This window comes from Pseudomonas sp. AC016 (assembly GCF_979253365.1).
Window position 1 is genome coordinate 3,894,008 of record NZ_CEEDCC010000001.1, and the last position, 25,731, is coordinate 3,919,738.

General features: G+C 59.6%; 23 protein-coding genes. 16 read left to right on the plus strand and 7 right to left on the minus strand.

Features of this window, described 5'->3' with window-relative positions; all coding sequences use genetic code 11:
- The first annotated feature begins 187 nt into the window (after positions 1-187).
- Positions 188-1,477, plus strand: coding sequence for a putative hydroxymethylpyrimidine transporter CytX (gene cytX, locus AC0IXS_RS17505; protein ID WP_057408545.1), 1,290 nt, complete (start codon positions 188-190; stop codon positions 1,475-1,477).
- On the opposite strand, the gene AC0IXS_RS17510 is transcribed toward cytX, so the two are convergent.
- Positions 1,446-2,192: an RsiV family protein gene (locus tag AC0IXS_RS17510; RefSeq protein WP_004883490.1), complete on the minus strand. Its 747-nt coding sequence runs from the start codon at positions 2,190-2,192 to the stop codon at positions 1,446-1,448. The two genes, cytX and AC0IXS_RS17510, sit on opposite strands and share 32 nt — an antisense overlap.
- Before the next feature lie 208 nt (positions 2,193-2,400).
- Here AC0IXS_RS17510 and AC0IXS_RS17515 point away from each other — a divergent pair, with 208 nt between their 5' ends.
- From AC0IXS_RS17515 to AC0IXS_RS17570, 12 genes are all read left to right on the plus strand, one after another.
- On the plus strand, positions 2,401-3,018 hold the full coding sequence (locus AC0IXS_RS17515; protein ID WP_471825290.1) for an NUDIX domain-containing protein: 618 nt from the start codon (positions 2,401-2,403) through the stop codon (positions 3,016-3,018).
- Positions 3,009-3,461: a DUF1249 domain-containing protein gene (locus AC0IXS_RS17520; RefSeq protein WP_004883494.1), complete on the plus strand. Its 453-nt coding sequence runs from the start codon at positions 3,009-3,011 to the stop codon at positions 3,459-3,461. The genes AC0IXS_RS17515 and AC0IXS_RS17520 overlap by 10 nt, the downstream gene beginning before the upstream one ends.
- Before the next feature lie 525 nt (positions 3,462-3,986).
- A complete protein-coding gene (locus AC0IXS_RS17525) occupies positions 3,987-4,349 on the plus strand; it encodes a hypothetical protein (protein WP_244651919.1) in 363 nt (120 codons plus the stop codon).
- A gap of 148 nt (positions 4,350-4,497) precedes the next feature.
- On the plus strand, positions 4,498-4,818 hold the full coding sequence (locus AC0IXS_RS17530) for a hypothetical protein (protein ID WP_122668006.1): 321 nt from the start codon (positions 4,498-4,500) through the stop codon (positions 4,816-4,818).
- 608 nt (positions 4,819-5,426) lie between these two features.
- Positions 5,427-5,798 (plus strand): hypothetical protein, encoded by a 372-nt coding sequence (locus tag AC0IXS_RS17535; RefSeq protein ID WP_471825293.1) that lies wholly within the window; start codon positions 5,427-5,429, stop codon positions 5,796-5,798.
- A gap of 92 nt (positions 5,799-5,890) precedes the next feature.
- Positions 5,891-6,697 carry a 3',5'-cyclic-AMP phosphodiesterase gene (cpdA, locus tag AC0IXS_RS17540; protein ID WP_449121836.1) on the plus strand — a complete coding sequence of 269 codons (807 nt, stop codon included), beginning with the start codon at positions 5,891-5,893 and terminating at the stop codon, positions 6,695-6,697.
- An 88-nt stretch (positions 6,698-6,785) separates the two neighbouring features.
- The gene (locus AC0IXS_RS17545) at positions 6,786-7,403 is read left to right on the plus strand and encodes a YqiA/YcfP family alpha/beta fold hydrolase (protein WP_122668004.1); all 618 of its coding nucleotides are present in this window, start codon (positions 6,786-6,788) and stop codon (positions 7,401-7,403) included.
- A gap of 73 nt (positions 7,404-7,476) precedes the next feature.
- The gene (gene parE, locus AC0IXS_RS17550; protein ID WP_004883522.1) at positions 7,477-9,381 is read left to right on the plus strand and encodes a DNA topoisomerase IV subunit B; all 1,905 of its coding nucleotides are present in this window, start codon (positions 7,477-7,479) and stop codon (positions 9,379-9,381) included.
- Entirely contained in the window at positions 9,378-10,355 is a 978-nt protein-coding gene (locus tag AC0IXS_RS17555) for an esterase-like activity of phytase family protein (RefSeq protein ID WP_057410805.1), read from the plus strand. The genes parE and AC0IXS_RS17555 overlap by 4 nt, the downstream gene beginning before the upstream one ends.
- Positions 10,352-10,873 (plus strand): retropepsin-like aspartic protease family protein, encoded by a 522-nt coding sequence (locus AC0IXS_RS17560; RefSeq protein WP_449121837.1) that lies wholly within the window; start codon positions 10,352-10,354, stop codon positions 10,871-10,873. The genes AC0IXS_RS17555 and AC0IXS_RS17560 overlap by 4 nt, the downstream gene beginning before the upstream one ends.
- Before the next feature lie 10 nt (positions 10,874-10,883).
- Entirely contained in the window at positions 10,884-13,139 is a 2,256-nt protein-coding gene (gene parC, locus AC0IXS_RS17565; protein WP_004883528.1) for a DNA topoisomerase IV subunit A, read from the plus strand.
- A gap of 183 nt (positions 13,140-13,322) precedes the next feature.
- Entirely contained in the window at positions 13,323-14,018 is a 696-nt protein-coding gene (locus AC0IXS_RS17570; RefSeq protein WP_025993167.1) for a PqiC family protein, read from the plus strand.
- A gap of 191 nt (positions 14,019-14,209) precedes the next feature.
- On the opposite strand, the gene AC0IXS_RS17575 is transcribed toward AC0IXS_RS17570, so the two are convergent.
- Positions 14,210-15,766, minus strand: coding sequence for a HAMP domain-containing protein (locus AC0IXS_RS17575; protein WP_057410807.1), 1,557 nt, complete (start codon positions 15,764-15,766; stop codon positions 14,210-14,212).
- Between the two features lie 130 nt (positions 15,767-15,896).
- Between AC0IXS_RS17575 and serB the strand changes: the two genes are divergently transcribed.
- Positions 15,897-17,111, plus strand: a complete 1,215-nt coding sequence (serB, locus tag AC0IXS_RS17580) for a phosphoserine phosphatase SerB (RefSeq protein WP_043304990.1) — start codon at positions 15,897-15,899, stop codon at positions 17,109-17,111.
- A gap of 42 nt (positions 17,112-17,153) precedes the next feature.
- Here serB and AC0IXS_RS17585 read toward each other — a convergent pair whose 3' ends face one another.
- The 4 genes from AC0IXS_RS17585 to AC0IXS_RS17600 all read right to left on the minus strand — a co-directional run bounded on the left by AC0IXS_RS17585 (position 17,154) and on the right by AC0IXS_RS17600 (position 22,451).
- On the minus strand, positions 17,154-18,938 hold the full coding sequence (locus AC0IXS_RS17585; protein WP_057410814.1) for a hypothetical protein: 1,785 nt from the start codon (positions 18,936-18,938) through the stop codon (positions 17,154-17,156).
- Between the two features lie 183 nt (positions 18,939-19,121).
- The gene (asd, locus tag AC0IXS_RS17590; RefSeq protein ID WP_161987309.1) at positions 19,122-20,000 is read right to left on the minus strand and encodes an archaetidylserine decarboxylase; all 879 of its coding nucleotides are present in this window, start codon (positions 19,998-20,000) and stop codon (positions 19,122-19,124) included.
- Between the two features lie 54 nt (positions 20,001-20,054).
- Positions 20,055-20,870: a thiosulfate sulfurtransferase gene (gene rhdA, locus AC0IXS_RS17595; protein WP_137216325.1), complete on the minus strand. Its 816-nt coding sequence runs from the start codon at positions 20,868-20,870 to the stop codon at positions 20,055-20,057.
- 45 nt (positions 20,871-20,915) lie between these two features.
- Entirely contained in the window at positions 20,916-22,451 is a 1,536-nt protein-coding gene (locus AC0IXS_RS17600; protein WP_057410809.1) for an HDOD domain-containing protein, read from the minus strand.
- Positions 22,452-22,658: 207 nt separating this feature from the next.
- Between AC0IXS_RS17600 and motA the strand changes: the two genes are divergently transcribed.
- Both motA and motB read left to right on the plus strand, forming a co-directional pair.
- Positions 22,659-23,510, plus strand: coding sequence for a flagellar motor stator protein MotA (motA, locus tag AC0IXS_RS17605; RefSeq protein ID WP_004883544.1), 852 nt, complete (start codon positions 22,659-22,661; stop codon positions 23,508-23,510).
- A 3-nt stretch (positions 23,511-23,513) separates the two neighbouring features.
- Positions 23,514-24,536 (plus strand): flagellar motor protein MotB, encoded by a 1,023-nt coding sequence (gene motB, locus AC0IXS_RS17610; protein WP_096767863.1) that lies wholly within the window; start codon positions 23,514-23,516, stop codon positions 24,534-24,536.
- A 74-nt stretch (positions 24,537-24,610) separates the two neighbouring features.
- On the opposite strand, the gene rsgA is transcribed toward motB, so the two are convergent.
- Complete coding sequence (gene rsgA, locus AC0IXS_RS17615) at positions 24,611-25,642, minus strand: small ribosomal subunit biogenesis GTPase RsgA (protein WP_122668001.1); 1,032 nt, start codon at positions 25,640-25,642, stop codon at positions 24,611-24,613.
- Between the last annotated feature and the right edge of the window lie 89 nt (positions 25,643-25,731).

Sequence of the window (25,731 nt, forward strand, 5' to 3'; positions counted from 1 at the left end):
GCGGAGCATGGGCAGGATCAGTGTTGAGGCGATCGTTCCCACGCTCCTGCGCTCGGCGTTATACACAAGTCCTCCTGGAGCAATACGATGATGATCGTTCCTATGCTCTGCGTGGGAATGCCTCCCAGGACGCTGCGCGTCCGATCCACAAGACGATACATCACTCATTTCCTAACGAGCCAGAACCGTGAATACACCCGGCACTTATTCCCCCGACACACCCATCGCTGCCAGTCAGCGGGTATTCGGCGGGCGCGATCTGTTTTCCCTGTGGTTTTCGTTGGGCATCGGCCTGATGGTGCTGCAGACCGGTGCCTTGCTGGCACCGGGGCTGGGCATGTCCGGCGCGTTGCTGGCGATACTTCTCGGCACGCTGGTCGGCGTCCTGCTGCTGGCCAGCGTGGCGGTGATCGGCACGGACACAGGCCTGTCGTCCATGGCCGCGCTCAAACTCAGCCTCGGCAGCAAGGGTGCGTCGTTGCCTGCCGTGCTGAACCTGCTTCAACTGATCGGCTGGGGCTCGTTCGAGATCATCGTCATGCGCGATGCCGCCAGCCTGCTGGGCGCACGTGCTTTCGCGGAAGGCAGTCTGTGGGCCAATCCGCTGATCTGGACGTTGTTCTTCGGTGCGCTGGCGACCCTGCTGGCCGTCGGCGGGCCGTTGACCTTTGTGCGTCAGATCCTGCGCCGCTGGGGTATCTGGCTGTTACTTGCGGCCTGCCTGTGGCTGACCTGGAACCTGTTGACCAAGGCTGACCTCGCCGCGCTCTGGGCGCGCACGGGTGACGGGTCGATGCCATTTGCCGTGGGTTTCGACATCGCTATCGCCATGCCGCTTTCCTGGCTGCCACTGATCGCCGACTACTCCCGATTCGGCCAGCGCGCACGCAACGTGTTCGGTGGCACCGCTGTGGGCTTCTTTATCGGCAACTTCTGGCTGATGGGGCTCGGCGTCGCCTACACCCTGGCGTTCGCGCCGAGCGGCGAAACGAATGCGCTGCTGCTGGCACTGGCCAGCGCGGGTCTGGGGATTCCGTTGCTGTTGATTCTGCTGGACGAGTCGGAAAACGCTTTTGCCGATATTCACTCGGCGGCAGTTTCCACGGCGTTGCTGACCCGGATCAAGGTCGAGCATCTGGCGCTGTTCATCGGCATCGTCTGCACGCTGATCGCGTGTCTCGCACCGTTGGCGCAGTACCAGAATTTTCTGTTATTGATCGGTTCGGTTTTCGCGCCGCTGTTCGGCGTGGTGCTGGTGGATCACTTCATCCTGCGTCGTCGCGGCAGTCAGGTCGCGGCGAGTGGCTTGCGCTGGATGAGTCTGCTGGCCTGGCTGGGCGGTATCAGCACGTACCACCTGCTGGCCAACCTGTACCCGGATGTCGGCGCAACACTGCCAGCGCTCATCGTCGCTGGCGTGCTGCAACTGTTGATCGGCCGTGCGATCAGCCGCGGCCGGGAAACAGTTCCGACTTGATGATGCCATTGAGCTGAGGGTAAGGAATCTTCAGCTCGATGTGGCCCATGGAGTAGGGCGCGATGGTTTCCACCGGATACTTGAGGATCACAGCGCCGTAAGTCAGGGCAATGTGCGGCGTGCGCTTGAACGGCCAGGTCTGCACGAATGCAGCGTCTTCGTTCATCTTGCTCGACACCAGCCAGCCCTGATGAGCCAGTTCGGCTTTCTGCCAGAACTCCTGCTCCTTGCCTGGAATCACCATGTCGGCCAGCGTCAGCACCTTCTGCTGCTGGCGCGAATAGTTGATGAACGCCCGGCCAGGGTTGCCATGAGCGCCGCCGTTATCCAGGTAACTGGACAGCTCGACGACCACGATACCGTCATGCTGCTCGCGTACCTTGGCTTGCAGGTAGCTGCTGTTGCGGCCTTGGGCACGGTTCAGGAACTGCTCCTGATAAGCCTTGATCGACGCGGGCGGCGGCGTGCTGCTGTCAGCGACAGTCAGTTGCAGCAGCGTCTTCTGGACGATGGCGTCCAGCTTTGGCTCGTCAGGAAAATGCACGGTATCGATGTTCACCAGCGGGCAGTCGGCAGTGGTGCAACCCGGCTTGATCAGCTCGGAAGCATCACGCTGAACCTGCAGCGGTGCGCGCATGTTGGGCGTGAAGAGGCTTTGGCAGGCGCCCAGCAACAAGGCCAGGCAGGCCAGTGAAGTGATCCTCAGTAACGACATGTTGATCCTTGGCAGAGTCAGTAAAGGCGGTCGTGTTGTGCGTATGCAGGCAGGTTGGACTGCAAAGGCCCGGTTCGGTTCGCCGCTGGGCGGATTAGAATTGTTTTACGTAGCGGCCGTCTACCCTGCTTATTTAAGGGGGCTGCATCCGGTGGTCGATGCGCGTTAGGATGGTTGGAAGTTCAAGATAGCCGCAAGCGAGAAACCCATGACTCAGACCACCCGATCAGTACCGACGGCTTTCGAGATTACCCGGCGGGAAAACTGCTTCAAAGGTTTTTACAAGCTGGACAAATTGTACCTGCGTCACGAGCTGTTCAACGGCGGTACCAGTCAGGAAATCAGTCGCGAGCTGTTCGTTCGCCACGACGCTGTCTGCGTGCTGCCTTATGACGCCAAACGTGACGAAGTGGTGTTGATCGAGCAGTTTCGCGTAGGTGCCGTCGAGAAGACTGGCAACCCCTGGCTGATCGAACTGGTGGCCGGCCTGATCGACAAGGACGAGCAACCAGAAGAAGTTGCTCATCGTGAGGCAGAAGAGGAAGCTGGGCTTGTGTTCGGCGCGCTATGGCCGATCACCAAATACTTTCCTTCACCGGGCGGCAGTGACGAGTTCGTTCACCTGTTCATGGGGCAGTGCGACAGTCAGGGGGCGGGCGGCCTGCACGGGCTTGAATCCGAAGGCGAAGACATCCGCGTGACAGTCTTGTCGTTCGACGATGCGATGCAGGCCGTGGCTGATGGAAGAATCATGAACGCGGCAACGATCATCGCCTTGCAATGGCTGGCGTTGAACCGCGCTGAAATAAGGGGGTTATGGTCGTGAATCTACTGCGCGAGCGCTACCGTGTTGACCTTGCCGGGCTGCAGGCTGCCTGCGAGGCCAACTACGCGCGCTTGATGCGTTTGTTGCCGGACATGCGCAACGAACAGCGCTCACGGCGCGTTGCGGTGACCCAGGGTGACCAGATGCTGGGCGTGCTGGCAGTCGAGGTTCTGCTCGACTGCCCGTACACCACCACCCTGCAGGTGCGCCAGGAACACAGCCTGCCATGGCTGCCGATACCCAGTCTGGAAGTACAGGTCTACCACGACGCACGCATGGCCGAAGTCATCGGCGCCGAACACGCCCGTCGCTTCCGGGGGATCTATCCGTATCCCAACGCCGACATGCACCAGCCGGACGAAAAGGCCCAGCTCAATCTGTTTTTGGGCGAATGGCTGAGCCACTGTCTGGCCTGCGGACATGAGTTCGAAGCGGTCCGCTGATTCATCTTTCGATACGTTTTGACACGCTCTGCTGACAGATGCCGCTATTCATGGGCGGCATTTTGCTGAATACGTTTCAGCCTTCGCCCCCGAAATTTCCCGATACTTTTTGACGCTGGACGACCTCGCGCCAGCGCTTAAACTCGCCGGCTGTTTTTCATCTGCTTACGTTCAGCCAGGGTTTCACGACCGACTGAACGGCACTGCCCCAGCGCATGGACGCGTGATCATTGATACAAGGAGTTCACCGCCATGGGTGTTTACGACACCAGAGGCAACTATTCGCCGACGCCGGGTGTTTGCCGACCGAACGGACCTGCCAAATCCCCGCCGGAGCCACGGCCACCCGAGTACACCTGGGAAAATCAGCCGCCACGTACGCTTTATGCGGAAAAGCCCGAGATACGCTCTCTGCTTGGAGGGCAGCCACGAGTGTTCGAAATGAGTAGCTCCGTATCCAAAGATAGTTATTCAGATTATCTGGCTGTTAACGAAGAAGGTCTTTAACGGTTTGACTATTTTTATATGGTTAGAGAAAAGAAGGGTTTATGCAGTGACTTCATCATCAGCTTCGCTGCCTTGTTTAATCCCACGCTGTTTTATAAAGGGGGAGGTTATTTTGTTGGGGAGAATTATACGGAGTTAAAGTATCAGGAGTTCACGCAAGGTGGCGTGGATGCCCTTGATGTTTCTTACTGGGTCAACATGGTTGAGATTACCAGTTTGTTGGGAGATGTCAGTTATGAAGATGCGGCTGAAATAGGTGCGGTAATATGTAAGTGCTGGAATGATAAGCCTGTCCAGCAGTTTCCAGAGTCCGGCTCAGAAGCCATACTTTTGCTGGAAGATGATCTGGATGAGGTCTGGGTGACTTTATGCAGGCGCTAGTTTTTCGTAGGAGTGGGCGGCGTAAACCTGGGCATAGGAAGAATCTGTTTTGAAATCGCTACAGATATCGGCATCACCAGGACTGAGGTGTATAGCCAATCTCAAGGATGTCACAGCGCTTGTACCCGAAAACAAATGGATCTGGGCAGTGCTTGAGTTTTATGGTGTCGGCATCGCTCCGGCAGGGTTGGCTATGCCTGACTTTGAGGAGCATCTGCGAGTCCTCGAAAAAGGATGGGTGTTCAGTTGGGAAGAGCTACGCCTCTTTGCTAATGATATCGAGCAGGTCTTCGACTGCTTTATCGTCGCGGTGGATTCTGTCGACAAGATCAGGAAACCCATTGAGGTGGATGAACCGCCGCAGAACTGTTTTATCGCGCTTGAGGCCTTTGACAGTCATGAGTGGATTATATGGAGTGACGCTCCTGAACTGCTGAGTCGATTTTCGACGTTGAGCCGTTTTGACTGATTACGATGTAGTTGCTGTTTGTGTGCGGCCAAGAATAACCAAAAGCTTAAAGGATTTTAAGTTTTGATCAGGCTCTTCTGTCAGAAGTTTTCCTCGGTGCGTGTAGGTGAATTCTGGTTTTTTGAAAAGGTCAGGTTTTTCAGCTTGAGTGTAAAGTATTTCGTGGAATAAATTCCCCTTGTTTTTTCAGGCGGGGAAGTAGGGATGAGCTATTTAGGAACGCATTTGGATTTTTGCAGGGTTGTGCCCTTTAATTGGTATGACACAGGGCTCATAGTGGTCAGTGGCGACGGACCCAATATCTGTGGGCATGCTCTACTAAGGGCGGGCATATTCTATTTTCACATTGCAGGATTGGTAGCTCGGCCTTATTACATGGACGAGTCTGGCTACAGACGCTACCTTGCGGAGTCATCTAAAACAGAGCTGTTTCGTCGAAACGTCAGACTCACGAATCCTGAGGCCGCTCAACGAAAGCTGGAGGAGTTGAGCATAAAGCAGTGGCATTGGTTCGGGATTCCCAATAACTGCGTATCTTACGTCGAGGACGTTTTCAATGCGGGTGGATCCTCTGAAGCGCTGCTTTCCAATTGTCCGGTGAGATGGCGATGATCATCATTCGGGTTTCATTGGCGTGCCTGACCTGGGTCGTCTTCTGTCTGCTTGCCGTGGCGTGCATTTCGTTATTTTGGAGCGAGCGCATAAGCCCAAATCAATATGGGGCCGCTGCAGTTTCAGGCTTGATAATGGGTTTGCTGTCATTTCGGCAGATATTACCCAACATTTTCCTCGCGGCTTTGTCAGGCATAGCCCTTGGCGTAGTTCTAACACTACTGATCCTCGGTCACTACTGGCCTGAAATGCCCTACGAACAGGCGCTGGGCTATCTGTCCTTTGCCGGGTTGGCAGGTATGGTGTCGGGTGCGTTGATTGCACAGACAGTTCGCAAAGCTAGAGCCAGGGGCCAACGTATCCCCTGACATCCAGCAAATGTGACCTACACCCACATTCCGGGTTTACCCGTATCGCTCGCCGTCACATAATCGCGCTGAATCCTTTCCAGGAGACGGCCTTGCCGAGCGCAGCCCCTTCATCGTCAGTTTTGCTGGTCCAGCTATCCGACAGCCACCTGTTTGCCGAGGCGGACGGCGCGTTGCTGGGCATGAATACCCGTGACAGCCTGGAAAAGGTGGTCGAACGGGTGCTGGCCGAGCAGTCGGATATTGATGCGGTGATTGCCAGTGGGGATATTTCACAGGATGGCAGCGTGGAGTCGTATGAGGCGTTTCGTCGGCTCAGCGGGCAGATCGCAGCGCCTGCGCGCTGGTTTGCCGGCAATCACGATGAGTTGCCGCAGATGGAACAGGTGGCGCAGGGGGCCGGGTTGTTGGAGCCGGTGCTGGATATCGGCCAGTGGCGTGTCACGTTGCTGGATTCTGCGGTGCCGGGCTCGGTGCCTGGTTTTCTGGCTGAATCACAGTTGCAGCTGCTGGCGCAGTCTCTGAGCGAAGCGCCGGACCGGCATCATCTGGTCTGCCTGCATCACCATCCGGTGGCGATCGGCTGTGAATGGATGGCACCGATTGGTTTGCGCAACGCCGAGGCGTTTTTTGCGGTTGTTGATCGGTTTCCGCAGGTCCGCGCCGTGCTCTGGGGGCATGTGCATCAGGAGTTCGACCAGATGCGCCAGGGTGTGCGGTTGCTGGCTTCACCTTCGACCTGCATTCAGTTCGCGCCGGGCAGTGAGGACTTCAAGCTGGACACCCTTGCGCCAGGCTATCGATGGCTGCGTTTGCACGACGACGGACAGCTTGAAACGGGGGTTTCCCGCGTGGTCGGCATGGTGTTCGAGGCCGATTACGGCGGCACCGGCTACTGAATCGTCTTACGTAACTATTTCCAGTAAGGTTTTGTCGCGTTAGTCCCTGTAAACTGCGCGGCTTTGCTTTGCACCCAGGAGCGGCAGCGTGACCAGTGAAACCCCCTCATTGCTGTACATCCATGGCCTGAACAGCTCGGCTTTGTCGAAAAAGGCCTGCCAGCTGCTCGCGTTGATGACGACGCTGGGTCTTGCCGAACAGCTTCAAGTCCCTGAACTGCATCATCATCCACGTCAGGCCATGGTTCAGCTTGAGTCGGCCATTGCTGCGCTGGGTCGGCCTTTGCTGGTCGGCAGCTCGCTCGGCGGCTACTATGCGACTCATTTGGCGCAGCGCCACGGTCTCAAGGCCGTGCTGATCAACCCGGCTGTCAATCCGCATCAACTGTTCGACGGGTTTCTTGGCACGCAGCAGAATCTGTACACCGGTGAGCAGTGGCAACTGACGCAAGACCATATCGACGCGCTGGCGGAGCTGGAAGTGCCTGCTCCCCAGGATCCGCAGCAGATTCAGGTCTGGCTGCAGACGGGCGATGAGACGCTGGATTACCGCCGCGCCCAGGCTTTCTACCGTGCCTGCGCATTGCGCATCCAGCCCGGTGGCGACCACAGCTATCAGGGTTTTGCCGAGCAAATGCCGGCGCTGCTGAGTTTTGCCGGGTTTGCCCCGAGCCTGTTGCAAGGGATTGATCTGTCAGCGCTGTAAATGACTGCCGATCAAAGGCATATAAAGAACATTCAACTCCCGAAATTTAATGAACGATTGATAACGAGAACCCATGGCCAATCCCAGCGCTAGCTCTTATAACGCAGACGCCATCGAAGTCCTCTCGGGCCTCGATCCGGTTCGCAAACGTCCGGGCATGTACACCGACACCTCGCGGCCCAATCACCTGGCGCAGGAAGTCATCGACAACAGTGTCGACGAAGCCCTGGCCGGTCACGCGAAGTCGGTGCAGGTCATTCTGCATGCCGACAACTCCCTTGAAGTGTCCGACGATGGTCGCGGCATGCCGGTGGACATTCACCCGGAAGAGGGCGTGTCGGGCGTCGAGCTGATCCTCACCAAGCTCCACGCGGGCGGCAAGTTTTCCAACAAGAACTACCAGTTTTCCGGCGGCCTGCACGGCGTGGGGATTTCGGTGGTCAACGCGCTTTCCACTCAGGTCCGGGTGCGGGTCAAGCGTGATGGCAACGAATACGAAATGACCTTTGCCGATGGCTTCAAGGCCACGGAGCTGGCGGTCATCGGTACGGTTGGCAAGCGCAACACCGGCACCAGCGTGTATTTCGCGCCCGATCCCAAGTATTTCGACACCCCGAAGTTTTCCGTCAGCCGCCTCAAGCATGTGCTCAAGGCCAAGGCTGTGCTGTGCCCGGGCCTGCTGGTCAGCTTCGAAGACAAATCCACCGGCGAAAAAGTCGAGTGGCACTACGAAGACGGCCTGCGCTCCTATCTGCAGGACTCGGTCACCGAGTTCCTGCGTCTGCCGGACGAGCCGTTTTGCGGCAGCTTTGCGGGCAACAAGGAGGCGGTCGACTGGGCACTGCTCTGGCTGCCGGAAGGCGGCGACAGCGTTCAGGAAAGCTACGTCAACCTGATCCCGACCGCGCAGGGCGGCACTCACGTCAACGGTCTGCGCCAGGGGCTGCTGGATGCGATGCGCGAGTTCTGCGAATTCCGCAACCTGCTGCCGCGTGGCGTGAAGCTGGCGCCGGAAGACGTCTGGGAGCGCATCGCGTTCGTGCTGTCGATGAAGATGCAGGAACCGCAGTTCTCCGGCCAGACCAAAGAGCGTCTGTCCTCACGTGAAGCGGCGGCGTTCGTCTCTGGCGTGGTAAAGGACGCATTCAGCCTGTGGCTCAACACCCACTCCGAGCTGGGCCTGCAACTGGCCGATCTGGCGATCAACAACGCCGGTCGCCGCCTGAAGGCCAGCAAGAAGGTCGAGCGCAAGCGCATTACCCAAGGTCCGGCATTGCCGGGCAAGCTGGCCGATTGCGCCGGGCAGGATCCGGCGCGCTCCGAGCTGTTTCTGGTCGAGGGTGACTCTGCAGGCGGTTCGGCCAAGCAGGCGCGCGACAAGGAATTTCAGGCGATTCTGCCCCTGCGCGGCAAGATTCTGAACACCTGGGAAGTGGACGGCGGCGAAGTGCTTGCCAGTCAGGAAGTGCACAACATCGCGGTCGCCATCGGTGTCGATCCGGGCGCGGCGGATATCAGCCAGTTGCGCTACGGCAAGATCTGCATCCTGGCTGACGCCGACTCGGACGGTCTGCACATTGCAACGCTTCTGTGTGCACTGTTCGTTCAGCACTTCCGTCCGCTGGTCGACGCAGGCCATGTGTACGTGGCCATGCCGCCGCTGTATCGCATCGACCTGGGCAAGGAAATCTACTACGCGCTGGATGAGAGCGAGCGCGACGGGATTCTTGATCGTCTGGTGGCCGAGAAGAAGCGCGGCAAGCCGCAGGTCACCCGATTCAAGGGTCTGGGCGAAATGAACCCGCCGCAGTTGCGTGAAACCACCATGGACCCGAACACACGGCGTCTGGTGCAGCTCACGCTGGATGATTACGCGGCGACCTCGGAAATGATGGACATGCTGCTGGCCAAGAAGCGCGCCGGTGATCGCAAAAGCTGGCTCGAATCGAAAGGCAACCTCGCCGAGGTCATGATTTGATACGAGCCTGGCTCGCTGCCCTGTCCCTTGTGGTCGCGCCGGTTTTTGCGGCGCCGCTCGAGGCCCTGAAACTGCAATCCGAGCATCCGGTAGACGGTATGGTCGGCGGCAATCTGTCGGGTCTCGCCTCGTGCAATGGCCGGTTATGGACGGTCTCCGACCGTGACGACAACCTGCTTTACAGCCTCGATGTGTCAGACCGCACCTGGAAGGCCGAGCCCCATGTCATCGACATGCCGAAACCGGACAGCTATTTGCCGTTGAACCTGCGATCGCTGGCGAATATGTCATCGATAGTGCGCGGTGGCAGCATGGATTTCGAAGGCATCAGCTGCGATGCGGCGGGCAATCGTTATTTGGTCAGCGAGGCCTACGGCACGGTGCTGAAAGTGCCGGTAGAAGGTGCACCGGTCTGGCTGCCATTGCCTGCAGCGCTGGTTGAACAGGCGCGTGCCAACGGGATGTTGCAGCACTTCAATGCGATCTTCGAGGGCATTGCGGTAAACGCTGCGGGCGACCGGATCTGGCTGGCGGCCGAACGCGAGAAGCGCGGGCTGCTGGTGGTGCAGCGTGACAAGGATCAGTGGACCTGTGGACAAAGCTGCGTGCTGCTGGCCGAAGCGGGGAAAGATACGCTGCCGCCGGAACAGAATCGCAAGAAGGTCTCGACGGATTTTTCCGATATCTCGCTGTACAACGGCAAGCTGTTCACCCTTGAGCGTTCGGTGTATCGCATCTGTCGCCGGGAGCTGGAAACCGGGCAGATCGAGCGTTGCTGGTCGTTTGCCAAGGAAGCCATGCTGCCGTCGCGTCGCTATGATCAGCCTTATGGTCTGACCGAGGCGCTGGTGGTGGATGAGACTGGCGCCTGGATTGGCATCGACAATAATTCCGGTGCCCGCGCCGATGGCGAAGAACGCCCGATTGTGTGGCGTTTCGCTGCGCCTGCGGCGGGCTGGAGTGAAGGTCAATGAGCCAGGCGGTTCCCGGCAGGCGCGCAGGCAAGGTCCTGATGATTCTGGCCTGGGCGGCAGGTATCTTTCTGGCCACGCGCTTTTTCGGTGACTGGGAAGAAAAACAGCAGAACCCCAATACCGTGGTCGCCTCGCAGCATGGTGACGGTTATATCGAAGTGCAGCTGGCAGGCAATCGTCAGGGGCATTTCGTCAGTACCGGCCAGATCAATGGCCGGACGGTAGAGTTCATGATCGACACCGGGGCGACGGACGTCGCCATCCCCGGTGATATGGCCGACAGCCTGGGCCTGAAACGCGGCATGCCGGTGACGGTCAGTACGGCCAACGGCAACAGTCAGGGTTTCCGGACCTCGCTCGACCGGCTGCAACTGGGCGACATTGTCCTGACCAACGTGCGCGCCCTTGTTGCGCCGGGTCTGGAAGGTGATCAGGTGCTGCTGGGCATGAGCGCAATGAAACAACTCGAATTCACACAGCGCGGCGGCAACTTGCTGCTGCGCCAGTCAACACAATGATGAGGCCCGCATGAGCGACTCCCTTGACCTCAGCCTGGATGGCGTAGAACGCCGCTCGCTGGCTGACTTCACCGAACAGGCCTACCTCAACTATTCCATGTACGTGATCATGGACCGTGCCCTGCCGCACATCGGCGACGGTCTGAAGCCTGTACAGCGCCGTATCATCTACGCCATGAGCGAGCTGGGCCTGGGTGCGGATGCCAAGCACAAGAAGTCGGCGCGTACGGTCGGTGACGTGCTCGGTAAATTCCACCCGCACGGCGATTCGGCCTGCTACGAAGCCATGGTGCTGATGGCCCAGCCGTTCAGCTATCGCTACACGCTGGTGGACGGCCAGGGCAACTGGGGTGCGCCGGACGATCCCAAGTCCTTCGCGGCCATGCGTTACACCGAGGCGCGCCTGTCGCGCTATTCCGAGGTGCTGCTCAGCGAACTGGGGCAGGGCACGGCGGACTGGGTGCCGAACTTTGACGGCACGCTGGACGAGCCGGCTGTCTTGCCTGCGCGTTTGCCGAACATTCTGCTCAATGGCACCACGGGTATCGCCGTGGGCATGGCAACCGACGTACCGCCGCATAACCTGCGCGAAGTCGCCAGCGCCTGTGTTCACTTGCTGGACGAGCCAAAGGCGACCATTCAGGAGCTGTGCGAGCACATTCTGGGGCCGGATTACCCGACCGAAGCGGAAATCATCACGCCTCGTGCCGACCTGCTGAAAATCTATGAAACCGGTCGCGGTTCGGTACGGATGCGTGCGGTTTATCGCATCGAAGACGGCGACATCGTGGTCACCTCGCTGCCGCATCAGGTCTCCGGTGCCAAGGTGCTGGAGCAGATCGCTGCCCAGATGCAGGCCAAGAAACTGCCGATGGTGGCCGACCTGCGTGACGAGTCGGACCACGAGAACCCGTGCCGCATCGTGATCATTCCACGCTCCAACCGCGTCGAACTCGACGAGTTGATGCAGCACCTGTTCGCGACCACCGAGCTGGAATCCAGCTACCGGGTCAACATCAACATCATCGGTCTGGACGGCAAGCCGCAGCTCAAGAATCTCAAGACACTGCTCAGCGAGTGGCTGACCTTCCGTATCGGAACGGTGCGCCGTCGTCTGCAGTTCCGTCTGGACAAGGTCGAGCATCGTCTGCACCTGTTGGATGGTTTGCTTACCGCTTACCTGAACCTCGATGAAGTCATTCACATCATCCGTACGGCCGAACATCCCAAGGCCGAGCTGATTGCACGCTTCGATCTGTCGGAAATTCAGGCCGACTACATTCTCGATACCCGTTTGCGTCAATTGGCGCGCCTGGAAGAGATGAAGCTGCGCAGCGAGCAGGATGCGTTGCGCAAGGAGCAGGCCAAGCTTCAGGCGCTGCTGGGCAGCGAGTCCAAGCTGCGCAAGCTGGTGCGTGCCGAGCTGATCGCTGATGCCGAAACCTATGGCGATGATCGTCGCTCGCCTATCGTAGCGCGTGCCGAAGCCAAGGCGCTGTCCGAAAACGAGTTGATGCCGACCGAGCCAGTCACCGTAGTGCTCTCCGAGAAAGGTTGGGTGCGTTGTGCCAAAGGGCATGACATCGACGCAACGGGGCTTTCCTATAAGGCGGGCGATGGCTTCAAGACGTCAGCCATCGGGCGCTCCAATCAGTTTGCGGTGTTCATCGACTCGACCGGGCGCAGCTATTCGGTTGCCGCACACACCTTGCCGTCTGCGCGCGGACAGGGCGAGCCGCTGACCGGCAAGCTGCAACCGCCGCCCGGTGCGACGTTTGAATGCGTGCTGCTGCCTGACGATGAGTCGCTGTACGTGATCGCCTCCGACGCCGGATACGGGTTCGTCGTGAAGGGTGAGGATCTGCAGGCCAAGAACAAGGCGGGCAAAGCGTTGCTGAGCCTGCCGAATGGCGCGAAAGTCATCCTGCCTCGGCCGGTGACTGACCGCGAGCAGAACTGGCTGGCGGCAGTGACGACTGAAGGCCGTCTGCTGGTGTTCAAGATCAGCGACCTGCCGCAACTGGGCAAGGGCAAGGGCAACAAGATCATCGGCATTCCCGGAGAGCGGGTGGCCAGTCGTGAAGAATACGTCACCGATCTTGCAGTCATCGCACAGGGCGCTACGCTGGTGCTTCAGGCAGGCAAACGCACGCTGTCGCTCAAGCCCGAGGATCTGGAACATTACAAGGGCGAGCGCGGCCGTCGCGGCAATAAACTCCCGCGCGGCTTCCAGCGAGTCGATGCCCTGTTGGTGGAAAATGGCTGAAAACATTGATCTGACGCGGGTGTTCTTCGTTTTGCCATGAAGTACGATGCATAATCGCTGGAGTCATGGCGAATATTCACGGATGATATGGGGTCTTGGGGCGCAAGCGTGGCGCAGTGCCTGCATGGGTCTGGAAAGTACTTATACTGTGGCTTCCCGAGGGGCAGCCACCTGGATGGGATGATGAATTTTCTACGCCTTCCCCTTGTCCTGTTGATGACCGGCGTCCTGGGTCTGGCTGGCTGCAGCGTGCACCAGCCGACCGCGCTTTATCAACTCGACAGCGGTGAGCCTGGTCAGCCGAAACAGAGTAGTGGTCTGGCAGTCTTGCTGGGCCCTGTTTCGGTGGCCGACTACCTGCAACGCGAAACCCTTCTGCAACGACAGCCTGACGGCACCCTGACCGCTTCGCCCGATGGGCGCTGGGCGGGAAATCTGTCGTCGGATATCGATCAATTATTGCTGCGTCAACTGGCCTGGAAACTGGACAGTCAGCGCGTCGTGCTGGCCCCGGCAGTTGCCAACTTCTCGCCTGATGTTCAGGTGGTGTTGTCGATTACCCGCCTTGATTCCGGTGCAAAGCAGCCTGCGGTGCTGGATGCGCAATGGCGTTTGCTGGACCGCAAGGGACACGTGCGCGACAGCCGACTGGTGCACCTTGAGCAGGTCCATGCGGGCAGCTCGGCCGATCAGGTCAAGGCGCAAGGCATGTTGCTGCAGCGCCTGGCCGACCAGGTCAGCACGGCCATCAAGCCGATTTCCTGGCAGCCGCTCGAAGAACCGAAGAAAGCCCCTGTGGCCCGCGCCAAAGAGGCCGACAAGCCTAGAATTCCGATGGCTTCACCGATACGCACTGACCTTGAAGTGTTTCGCTTTTAAGGTGCAGCCAACAAAAAGCCCGCAGCGATGCGGGCTTTTTGTTGGGCGTTATCCTGAGCGCGATCAGCGCCTGCTGTGACGCAGAGCGTCACGGGATGCATGCCCACGCGGAGCGATGGGCACGATCAGTGTTGAGGCAGACTTGTGTATAACGCTGAGCGCGGAGCGTGGGCGCGATCAGCGGGTGTGCGTCAGGCCTTGTTCGTCTCGTGCATGCGCGCCAGTTGACGCTCCAGCATGGACGGGTAGGGCTCCATCAGGCGTTCTACACAGCAGGCACCTTCCGGGCTTGCGATAGGGCGGATGCGGGCGCGTTGACGGATCAGGGGGTCGTCGTTGATCTTGCGCTCAACCAGCAGCAGGTTGCGGCTGTGTTGCGACAGCGCGAGTGCGTCCTGCGCGGTTTCAGTCAGCAACAGGTCGATCTGACTCAGACCGCCCAGGCCTTCACCCAGCGTCAGGCCCAGTTGCAGCTGCAAGGTGATGCCGCTGTCGGCCACCTCGATCTGCAGGGCATGACTCAGTGCACGCAGCAGTTCGCCGCAGCAGATGGCATTGGTCAGGTAGTCGTCGCCGCTTTCCTGGCTGTGGAACAGCATCAGCGTGCTGCCATCGTTCAGGGTGTGCAGTTCGCTCTCGTACAGCGAGGCGGCTTGATCAAGGCAGTCGCGGTAGCGCTGCAGCAGTTCAGTCAGACGGGCACGAGGCAGGCGACGCAGTTGGTCCTGCGCGCCCAGCTGTACTGCCAGAACGGCGCTGTGCTGAGGTTCACTCGATACCACGGGCGCTGCAATAGGGCGGGCGACGGGCGCGGAGCTGGCACTTTCGGACGTGTCACGCAACTCGGCAAACGGATCATCGCCGTCGTCATCTTCATCTTCCTCGGCAACGATACGGCGTTGAACAGGTGGCGCAGGCAGTCGAGGCTTGGCCACAGGCGCGGTATCGCGCGCAGAGAAAGAGGGGCTCGGCTTTTCATCCGGCTCCAGATAAGGATCGTCGCCTTCGTCTTCCTCTTCGTACTCGGGTTCCGGCACCGGCTCAGGCTCTGGAACGGGCGGGGCGAAAGACGTGCGCAACTGACGCGCCAGATCACCGATTTCATCCTGGCGATCAGTTGCCGGCGTGTAGGGATCGATATCGCGCAGCCAGATACGCATCTGCATCAATGGCGTAGAGATGTGGCGACCCAGACGCAGACTCAGGGCCAGCGCGAGCGCCAGCAGAATGCCCGCCAGGATGCCCATGCTTTGCAGGCTGATGGTCATCGGCTGCTGAAACTGCGACATGTCGAGGCTGATACGCAGGTGGCCCGCCATCACGTCCTGGAACGTGATCTTGATTTCGTACAGACCCTGGGCTTCACCCAGGAGCCCGTTTTTCGGGCGCTGGCCGGCTTCGGCAAGGATGCGGTTGTCCACGCTATAGATCGCGGCATGCGCCACCAGCGGGTTCTTGACCAGATTACCCAGCAGCACGTTGAGACTGAGGATGTCGTTGGACACCAACAGCTCGGTAGCCGAGGTGGCGGTCTGGGTCGTCAGGGCCTGTCCCAGTGCGTCAGCCTGTTCATGCATGGCCTGCTTGAACTGCAGACCCATGACACCGGCGTAGATCACCAACGCCAACGCGACCAGGATCACGTTATGGCTGGCAATGCGCAAAGCGATCGGTACACGGCGATGACGCAGGGCACGAAAGATGAGCAGGAAGAAATTATCGGTTTTAACGGGCGTGGGCCGGTTCACAGAGCACGGCTCTTTCGGTGAAGTTGCCGGGCAGTATAACGACCGACCTTGTAGCGGCAAAGCGCTGCCTGTGCCCGGTGGTCACTGAAAGTGGTTAGAATGCGGTTTTTTTCCACTGCGGGGGTGCGCCTTGCGCGAAATCGTCCTGATTAACATCACCGGTGTAGACCGTCCCGGTCTCACTGCGGCCATCACCGGCGTCCTCGCCCAGGGTGGCGTGAACATTCTCGATATTGGTCAGGCGGTGATCCACGACACACTGTCGTTCGGCATGCTGGTTGAAATTCCGGGTACCGAGCAAGGTTCTTCCGTGCTCAAGGACATCCTGTTCACGGCCTACAAGCTGGACCAGCAGGTGCGCTTCACGGCGGTGTCCGAAGAGGATTATCAGCACTGGGTCGAAGGTCAGGGCAAGGCGCGTCATATCGTGACGCTGCTGACCCGCAAGGTGACGGCCGAGCAATTGCAATGTGTGAGTTCCATCACAGCCAAATACGGTCTGAACATCGACCAGATCGATCGCCTGTCCGGCCGCATGCCCCTCGATACGCCAGCCGACAAGGGCAAGGGCTGCATCGAGTTCTCCGTTCGTGGCGAACCCGGAGATATGAAGGCCATGCAGGCGGAGTTTCTCGCCGTCGCGCAGGACCTGAACGTCGATATCGCGTTCCAGCAGGATTCGCTGTTTCGTCGTAATCGCCGGCTGGCGGTCTTCGACATGGACTCGACCCTGATCGAAGCCGAAGTGATCGACGAGCTGGCCAAGGCTGCGGGTGTTGGCGAACAGGTGTCCGAAATCACCGAACGCGCCATGCGTGGCGAACTGGATTTCAGTGCCAGCTTCAAGGAGCGTCTCGCGTTGCTCAAAGGGCTGGACGTCAGCGTACTGGACGAGATCGGTGCGTCGCTGCGTCTCACTGAAGGTGCCGAAACCCTGTTCGCGGAACTCAAGCGTCTGGGTTACAAGACTGCGATTCTCTCGGGCGGCTTCACCTACTTTGCCAAGCAGCTTCAGGCGAAGCTGGGCATCGATTATGTGTTTGCCAACGAACTGGCAGTGGAAGATGGCAAGGTCACGGGTGTGGCCGTCGAGCCGATCGTCGATGCCAAACGCAAGGCCGACCTGCTGCGTGAGCTGGCGCACAAGGAAGGCTTGAGTCTTGAGCAGACCATCGCCGTGGGCGACGGAGCCAACGACCTGCCGATGCTGGCGATTGCCGGGCTGGGCGTGGCTTTCCGCGCCAAGCCTCTGGTCAAGCAGTCAGCCAAACAGGCGATCTCGACGCTGGGTCTGGATGGCGTTCTGTATCTGTTGGGTTTTCGCGACCGCGAAGCCAGCCGCTGAAATCGCAATGTACGGCCGTGATTGCGTAAGTGATCGCGGCCGTTACAGCGAGCCCCACAGCGAGTCGAACTCCTGCCCCGGTTTGGGTTTTTCGCTCTCGGCTGCCTTGGGCGCGTCGTAGATCTGATATTCGAACTGGTTGTAGCTGGCGCTGCTGATGCGGCGATTGCTCAGTGTCGCGCGCCGCTCTTCGCCATTGACGTTGATCATGACCTTGCTGTCGTCCTGAAACGGCAGGCGAGGTGCAAGCACGGTGGCAGGTTTGTCCATCGCCCGTACTTCCGGCAGCATCAGGGTACGCAGGTACTGGCTGTTCTGCGATTCACGGATCAGTTGCATGCCGCATGGCTGGGCAAAGGGCGCGATCAACTCGATGCCCATCTGCGTGCCGCCGCTGCGCACCTGCCTGACCCAGCGCACGATGGCGATACTCCAGCCCTGCCCGGAATCATCCTGAATACCCACCAGCTCGCCGGCCTGCAGCTGCTGCGGCACGTCCTTCTGCCACGCCAGGCAGTAACCGCCCGGACTGTGGTTGACGATGTTCACGTCAAAAGTCGGAAACGTGCGCTGTGCGTTGGAGGCGGAGTCGCCATCGGCGTCTGACTTCTGGTATTCGATTTCTTCGTAGGGCAGCAGAACCGATGAGGTATTGCCGCGCTGGGTATCGAACGCGGACGACCAGGGATCGTCGTCGTTCTCGTTGACCACCTTGAGCGCGAAATCGGCAATATGGCTGGTCGCATTCAGTTGCAACAGTTCGCTGAACGACTTCTGCCCGGCGACGTAGTAATGGACTGCGCTCATGCCGATGCACAGTTTCAGCGTGCCCTGGCCTACCGTGCGCTGGAAGGTTCGCTCGGCCACATCACCCCAGGCCGCTGCCAGGTGTTGCAGCAGGTCGGTGTTGACGCCGGTGGGAATGAGCAGCTTGGCAGGACCGCGCTGATCGGCCGGCAGAGCGAGGTAATGATTGATTGCATCCGCCAGCGCCAGCGGCTGAATCCCCAGCATCCTGGGCATTTGTTCGTCGGTAAACAGCGTCCGGTACAGCGGTGGCTTGTCGCTGGCAGGGTCCAGAGCCAGCAGGCTGTGCTCGTCGGCGGGCACCTGCAGCGTCACCAGTGCGCTCCACGTTTCAAGCGCGTCGGCCAGCTTGCCGATGTTCAGCTGGCGCATCTGATTGCAGCGCGAACACCCCATCAACAGCGCGATCACGTAGGTCTGCTCTGCGCTGAGCGTGCGGGTGTGATGCGCCAGAGGTTCATCTACCTGGGTGCGATGCAACTGGAACTGACGGGCAATCTGGTAGAGCTGGTGCAGTTCGAGCCAGAGGCCTTCCTGCACCGGGCAATACAGTTGATTGGCACGAATCAGGGGACCATTCAGGCCATGCAGAGCCCGCTGCAACGCCGTGGCGAGCATCGTGCTCTGGTCCTTGCTGAAGCGCGGGGCGATCTGCTGGATGACCTGTTTGTAGCCGGTTGCCAGATGGTTTTGCAGCGCCTGACAAAGATTGGCGACCTTGCGCGGGCGCTCATCGAGCACGATGGCCTGATTGAGAAAGTGCCGTTCGAGGTGCTTGCAGACGAAATAGACTTCGGGGCGCAACAATTCCAGCATCTGCAGGCGATTGTCGCTTGGGGTGATCAGTTGGTTGAGCTCGCTGAGCCCCTGATACAACTGACGGGCCATTTCACCGAGGTTTGCCTTGGGCAGTCGGGAGATCCAGCGTTTGAGGTCGCGGGGCGTGGGTTCACTGAATGACAGGCTCGACTGCGTTGGCGTGGGGGCACGCAACAACAGAGGAAGGCTCAAATTACTCATGTGACAGGTGAACTCCAACGACTCTCTGGCCCGGACGGTGACTCCATGCTGGCAATGAGCCACATCCTTCGGTAGGAGGATGTGGACCCGGTGCCACTGAAAAAGTGCAACGTATCCTTACGCACCGATGCTGTGACTCTACCAGTATCGGTGCAACCACGCAGCTATTATGGCCTGAAGCCATCAAGCCTCGGTGGTTTGCTTCGCAGCGCCGAGCGCCTGCCCCATCTGAACCTTGGAGAGGGCGCTCAACTGTTCGGCCCACTTCACCTGATTCGGTCCGAACAGCACGATGGCTGTGGAACCCAGCTTGAAGCGACCCATCTCGGCGCCTTTTTCCAGATGGATCGGTGCACGTGCGGCTTCGTCGTAGCTGAATGTCTTCAGTTCGCGCTTCGGTGGCGTGACCAGCCCGGCCCAGACCGTTTCGACCGACGCAACGATCATCGCGCCGACCAGTACGACAGCCATCGGGCCGCGCTCGGTATCGAACAGGCAGACAACGCGCTCGTTGCGGGCAAACAGCTCCGGAACGTTTTCGGCCGTGGTCTGGTTGACCGAGAAAATACGGCCAGGCACATAAACCATTTCACGCAGCGTGCCGGCCAGAGGCATATGCACGCGATGGTAGTCCTTCGGCGACAGATAAACAGTGGCGAACTCGCCGCCCATGAACGGCGCGGACAGTTTTGGATCGCCGCCCAGCAGTTCAAGTACGCTGAAGCTGTGACCCTTGGCCTGGAAGATGCGGCCGTGATCGATCGAGCCCAACTGGCTGATGGTGCCATCGGCAGGCGAAAGCACGGCGCCCGGCGTGTTGTCCAGCGGGCGGGCATCGGCTTTCAATGCGCGAGTGAAGAAGGCATTGAAGTGCTCGTAAGCGGTCAGGTCTTCGACCAGTGCCTGCGACATGTCGACCTGATAGCGGCGAACGAACCAGGCGGTGAAGGCGTTCTTGAACCAGGTCACGCGGCATTCGGCAACCAGACCGGCAATACGGGACAACAGATGATGCGGCAACAGGTACTGACTGAGGATAAACAAGCGATCTTTCATGGGTATTCCTGAACTTGATAAGAAAACGGGCGGTGCTCGAAAAAATGAGCACGGCCCTGGTCATTTTTCGACAGGCGTGTCCGGGTGGTTGCCCCATTCGCCCCACGAGCCGGCATACGCCTTGACCCGGGGATAGCCCAGCGCCTTGGCCACCAGATAGGTGAAGCCGGAGCGGTGATGGGTCTGGCAGTGGGTAATCACTTCCTTGTCGGCTGTGATGCCCAGGTCCTGCAGAATCTGTGGCATGTCATCGCGAATGCGCAGGTGGCGTGCCTTGTCCATGCCAGCCGTCCATTCGAAGTTGACGGCGCCCGGTACATGCCCGGCCTTGGCCGCCAGTACTTTTTCACCCGAGTATTCGGTGGGTCCGCGTGCATCCCAGATGGCCAGATCGGCAGCACCCAGTCGGCTTTGCAGGTATTCGCGGGTCGCCGTCGGCTCGTCGTGCAGCTTTAGCGCAACCGGGCCGCCCGCCATTGGCGGAACGTCCCGGGTCAGCGGCAGTGACTGGGCTTCCCAGGCCAGCAGGCCGCCGTCCACGTAGTGATAGCGATGATGGTCGATCACGTCCAGCAACCAGATGAAGCGTCCGGCCCAACCGCCGCCTTCGTCGTCATAGACAACATAGACGGCATCGGGGTTGTGGCCCAGTTCGCCGAACAGCTTTTCCAGATCGGAGTGCGCGGGCAGCAGGCCGGGCGCAGGTGGCTGGCCGAGTTGAGTGCGCTTGGGATCAACGAAGCGAGCGCCAGGGATATGCCCTGCGTCGTAGCGAGCGCTGCTGGTCAGATCCACCAGAATCAGTTCCGGGGCATCAAGGCGCTCAAGCAGATCGTTGGGCTCGATGACCAACGGTAAGCCAGCGAATACGGACATTTGCAGCCTCCGATGAAAAGAAAGATGCGAATTGTACGCCAGGCCTCAGGCTTTGCGATGACTAAAGATGCCCAGCGCGCGTTCAATGCATTGCGCGGTTTTTCCGAATGCCTGAACGGAAATTTCCGACAGTGCACCGCCGCCCTGATCAGCGACCACCAGCATCATGACTTTGCCGTTGCTGCTCAGGGAGCGAATCAGCCAGTGCTGACCGCTGAACAGCGACTTGAGCGGTGCAGGCAGCAGGGCAGAAAACTGGGCGATGTTGGCAGGTGTCATGCGCAACTGTGTCGGCTGGGTCAGAAGCCGCTGCAGCACGGTGCTTTCCTTCACGAAAAGCTGCATCGCTGCAGCCTCGGGCGGCAGTCCTGCAGACTGATGCACGCGTAGCGCTGTTCCGGTCTTGTCCATCATCAGCAGCATGACCCTTTGCATCCCGCAGGCGACAAGCGCTTCGCGTGCAGACGTGGTCAAGTGCATGGCATTGATAAACGGCGTCGGTTCCTGCAGCAGTTCGGCGCATTGCTTGCGCCAGAGCAGCAGGGCGTCGGCCGAGGGCGGCGGCGCTGGTTCGTTGTCTCGCCTTACGCGGCGCGCATCCCACGGCCAGATCAGCGATTCGGCCGGATGCCACAGATCCTTTTCGCTGTGATGGCGTGCGCTGCTGGCCGCATTCTGGTGGGCCTGCTGCTGCACGTCATCCAGAGGCTGCTGCAGGTACAGGCTGGTGAGTCGCTCCCAGCGCAGGCAGTGCGGACTGTTCCATGCGTGCTGCGCAGCCAGCGCCAGTCCGTTGCCCAGCAGTACGGTATTGGCGGGCTGATTGAGCCAGCGACGCAGGCTGGGGTCGGCATCCATCAGCTGCTGTTGCAACAGCGGATCCTGATCTTCGCGCGCGATCCGCAGCACCTTGACCAGATCACGCCGCTCGTTGAGCAGCAGTTTATAGCCACGGGTCACCCAGACCGGCAGGCGCCAGAATTCGGCCAGCGCCAGCGCCAGTTCCAGCAGGTTGACGCCGAACAGTTCCTTCTCGACGGCAATGCTGGAATGGCCTTTGTGAATGACCCGCAGCTCCAGTTCCTCAAGCAGCTTTGGATAGGCAAGCGCCATAGGCCAGAGCGGTGCCAGAAACAACAGGCTGCCCAGATGAATGTCCTGCCACAGTCGCGCCAGACGGCTGGCGAACAGCCCGTTGGCCTGCTGCGTGGCGTGCTGACTGATCAGGATCAACTGACGGAATGCCGCCGGAATTTCTTCGGGCGGCTTGGCCGGCAAACGACCCAGCAGCACTTCAGTACGCGCCAGCCCCAGCCGGTTGATCGCGATTTCCAGGCTTTCGGCCTGTTCAGTGATGCCATGCGTGTGGTGGTTGGCCTCACGCATTACGCTGAGTACCAGCGCAGGACTTTCCTGCATCATTTCCGCAATTTCACGCAACGAGCGGCGGCTGTCATTGAGTGCTGCACGAACCCGGTCGTGGTTGGCTGCAGGCACGGGCAGATCGACGCCGTCGAGCAGTCTGACCCAGGATTCAAGCGTCTTTGGAACCGGCGGATGTGGAACATGCGTTGTCGACATTCGATGCCCTGTGCAGCTGATTTTCGAGCTGGGAGGCTGCCAGCGTTCTGGGGCGTAACAGCCTTTTTCGATCCCGCGATTCCGGGCGGAACTGGTTTTTTAGCAAGAACTGCCTATAGTCTGGCCCAGTTAGGCCGATAAGGAGAAGAAGAGTTTCAAGAACTTCCGGACTGTCCCTGAACCCGACTCAGTAAAGTATTTTCTCCTATGGCTAAAATTATCGGCATCATTGTCGTTTTCGCGAGTGTCCTCGGCGGATACGTCCTGTCTCACGGCAAGATCATGGCCCTGTTTCAGCCCTACGAGGTGTTGATCATCGGCGGTGCTGCGCTGGGTGCATTTCTGCAGGCCAACCCCGGCCACATGACCATGCACGTGTTCAAGAAGTCGCTGAAGATGTTCGGCACACGCTTCACCCACGCCTATTACCTTGAGGTGCTGGGGCTGGTTTACGAGATCCTCAACAAGAGCCGTCGCGAAGGCATGATGGCGATTGAAGGGGATATCGAAGAACCGGCCGCAAGCCCCATCTTCGCCAAATATCCGGGTGTATTGAAAGATGAGCGCATGACAGCGTACATCTGCGATTACCTGCGCATCATGTCCTCGGGCAACATGGCTCCCCACGAGCTGGAAGGCCTGTTCGACATGGAACTGCTGAGCATGAAGGAAGAGCTCGAGCATCCGTCGCACGCCATCACCGGTATTGCCGACGGCATGCCCGGTTTCGGTATCGTCGCAGCGGTACTGGGTATCGTAGTGACCATGGCGTCCCTGGGGTCGGGCGACAAGGCGGCCATCGGCATGCACGTAGGTGCGGCGCTGGTGGGTACCTTCTTCGGTATTCTCGCGGCTTATGGTTTCTTCGGTCCTCTGGCCACTTCCCTGGCTCACGATGCCAAGGAAGAAATGAACGTCTACGAATGCATCAAGGCTTCTCTGGTAGCCTCGGCCTCCGGCATGCCGCCTTCGCTGGCCGTCGAGTTCGGTCGCAAGGTTCTATACCCGCTGCATCGCCCCAGCTTCAGTGAGCTGGAACAAGCGGTTCGCGGTCGCTAAGCCATGGAAAATAATCAGCCGATAATCATCAAGCGCGTCAAGCGCTTCGGTGGGGGGCATCACGGCGGGGCCTGGAAAATCGCCTTTGCCGACTTCGCGACGGCAATGATGGCGTTCTTTCTGGTGCTGTGGCTGATGTCGTCCGCCACGCCCGAGCAGTTGATTGCCGTGGCCGGTTACTTCAAGGACCCGGTCGGGTTCTCAGACAGTGGTTCGCCCTACGTGATCGACCTGGGCGGCTCGCCGGAAATGTCGCCCAACCAGACGCTCAACCCTGAAGTGAAGACCACGCCTTCGCCGGATACGGTGCCGATAGAGTCCGACACCTCGGAATCCAAGGCTGAAGAGGTCGAGCAGGAACGTCTCGAAATGCTTCTGCAGGAATTGCAGAACAAGGTCGAAGAGAACCCGCAACTGCAGAAGTTCAAGGACCAGATTCTGTTCGAGATCACGCAGGACGGTCTGCGCATCCAGATCATGGATGCTGACAACCGGCCGATGTTCGATTCCGGCAGTGCGCGCTTGAAGCCTTACTTCGAGGACATTCTGCTGGCGATGGCTGACACCATCAAAAGTGTGCCCAACAAGATCAGCATCAGCGGTCATACCGATGCCACGCCGTTCGTAGGCAATGGTGGATTCGGCAACTGGGAACTGTCGGCCAACCGGGCCAACGCTGCGCGCCGTGCTCTGGTTGCAGGCAGTTATCCGGATCCGCAGGTGGCACGCGTGGTCGGTTATGCCTCATCGGCGCTTTATGATCGTGAAAACCCTACCAACCCCGTGAACCGCCGTATCGATATCGTTGTGCTGACCAAAAAGGCTCAGGAGCGTATTGAAGGTGCTCAAAACTCCGGTGGCGCGCCGCAGGCGCCTGCTGCTCCGGCAGCTCCAGGTGCAGTGCCTGGCGCTTCGACGGCACCAGCGCCGGTCGACCCGCAGGCCTATGCCCAGCCCCATGAGATTCGGCAGAAGCTGAACATCTTCGATCAGGGCACGCTGAAGGTCGAGCCAACCCAGAACTGAGTCCTGACACCTACAAAAATGCCGCGATCATCGCGGCATTCTTGTTTTCGGCAGAACGTCGGCGCAGACAGGTATCAGTAGCTGTCTTCCGGCAGGCTGGCGATGATCGAGCGATAGCTGTTCATGCGTTGCTGCTGAACGCGCCCGTCTTCGAGTGCCTTGAGCAGAGCGCAGCCCGGTTCGCGGTCGTGCTTGCAGTCGCGGAAACGGCATGTGCCGATCAAGTCGTTGAACTCGATGAAGCCCGCCTCCACGTCGGCGCGGCTGACATGCCCCAGTCCGAACTCACGGATGCCCGGCGAGTCGATGAGGTCGCCGCCACGCGGAAAGTGGAACAGTCGCGCAGTGGTTGTGGTGTGCGTGCCCTGACCGGAAAGCTCCGACAGCGGGCCGACACGCGTCCCGACTTCAGGTAGCAGGCTGTTGACCAGCGAGGACTTGCCCACGCCGGACTGACCCACGAACACGCTGATATGGCCATCCAGGCGCGCCTGCAGCTGCTGCATGCCGTCGCCGTGATGCGCAGACACTTCCAGCACTGGGTAGCCCAGTGTGCGGTAGACCGCCAGCAAGGCGTTGAGCGCAGGAGCGTTCTGCTCGTCGATCAGGTCAGCCTTGTTGAGCAGCAACAGCGGATGAATCCCTGCATGCTCGGCGGCGACCAGATAACGGTCGATCAGGTTGGCGTGCGGCTCGGGCATCGGGGCGAAGACAATGACGATCAGGTCGACATTGGCTGCCACCGGCTTGAGCTGGCCGCGTGAATCCGGACGGCACAGTTCGGTGGTGCGGGGCAGTTGGGCGACGATAACGCCGATGCCCTGATTGCCGGCGCGCCAGACCACGCGATCACCGGTCACCAGTGCGGGCAGGTTGGCACGCAAGTGACAGCGGAACACCTGGCCGATCTGATCGCCTTCCTGGGCCTCGACTTCGACCTGAACGCCGAAGTGGGCAATCACCAGGCCGGTCTGTTCCGGGCCGAGGTCACCGCCTTCGAGCGTTTCGAGTGCGACGGACTCGCGTTTCGCGGCGCGGGCAGCACGTTCGCCCTGAATCTTTTCGATGCGCCAGTTCTGACGACGATTGAGTTGGCGTTTGGCCATGGGTGTTCCGATGTGATGAAGCAGATGAATAGGCAGTACGTTGAATCGGGCGGCAGTCTAGCACGGCCGGGTAAGCTAAACTGCGCGCC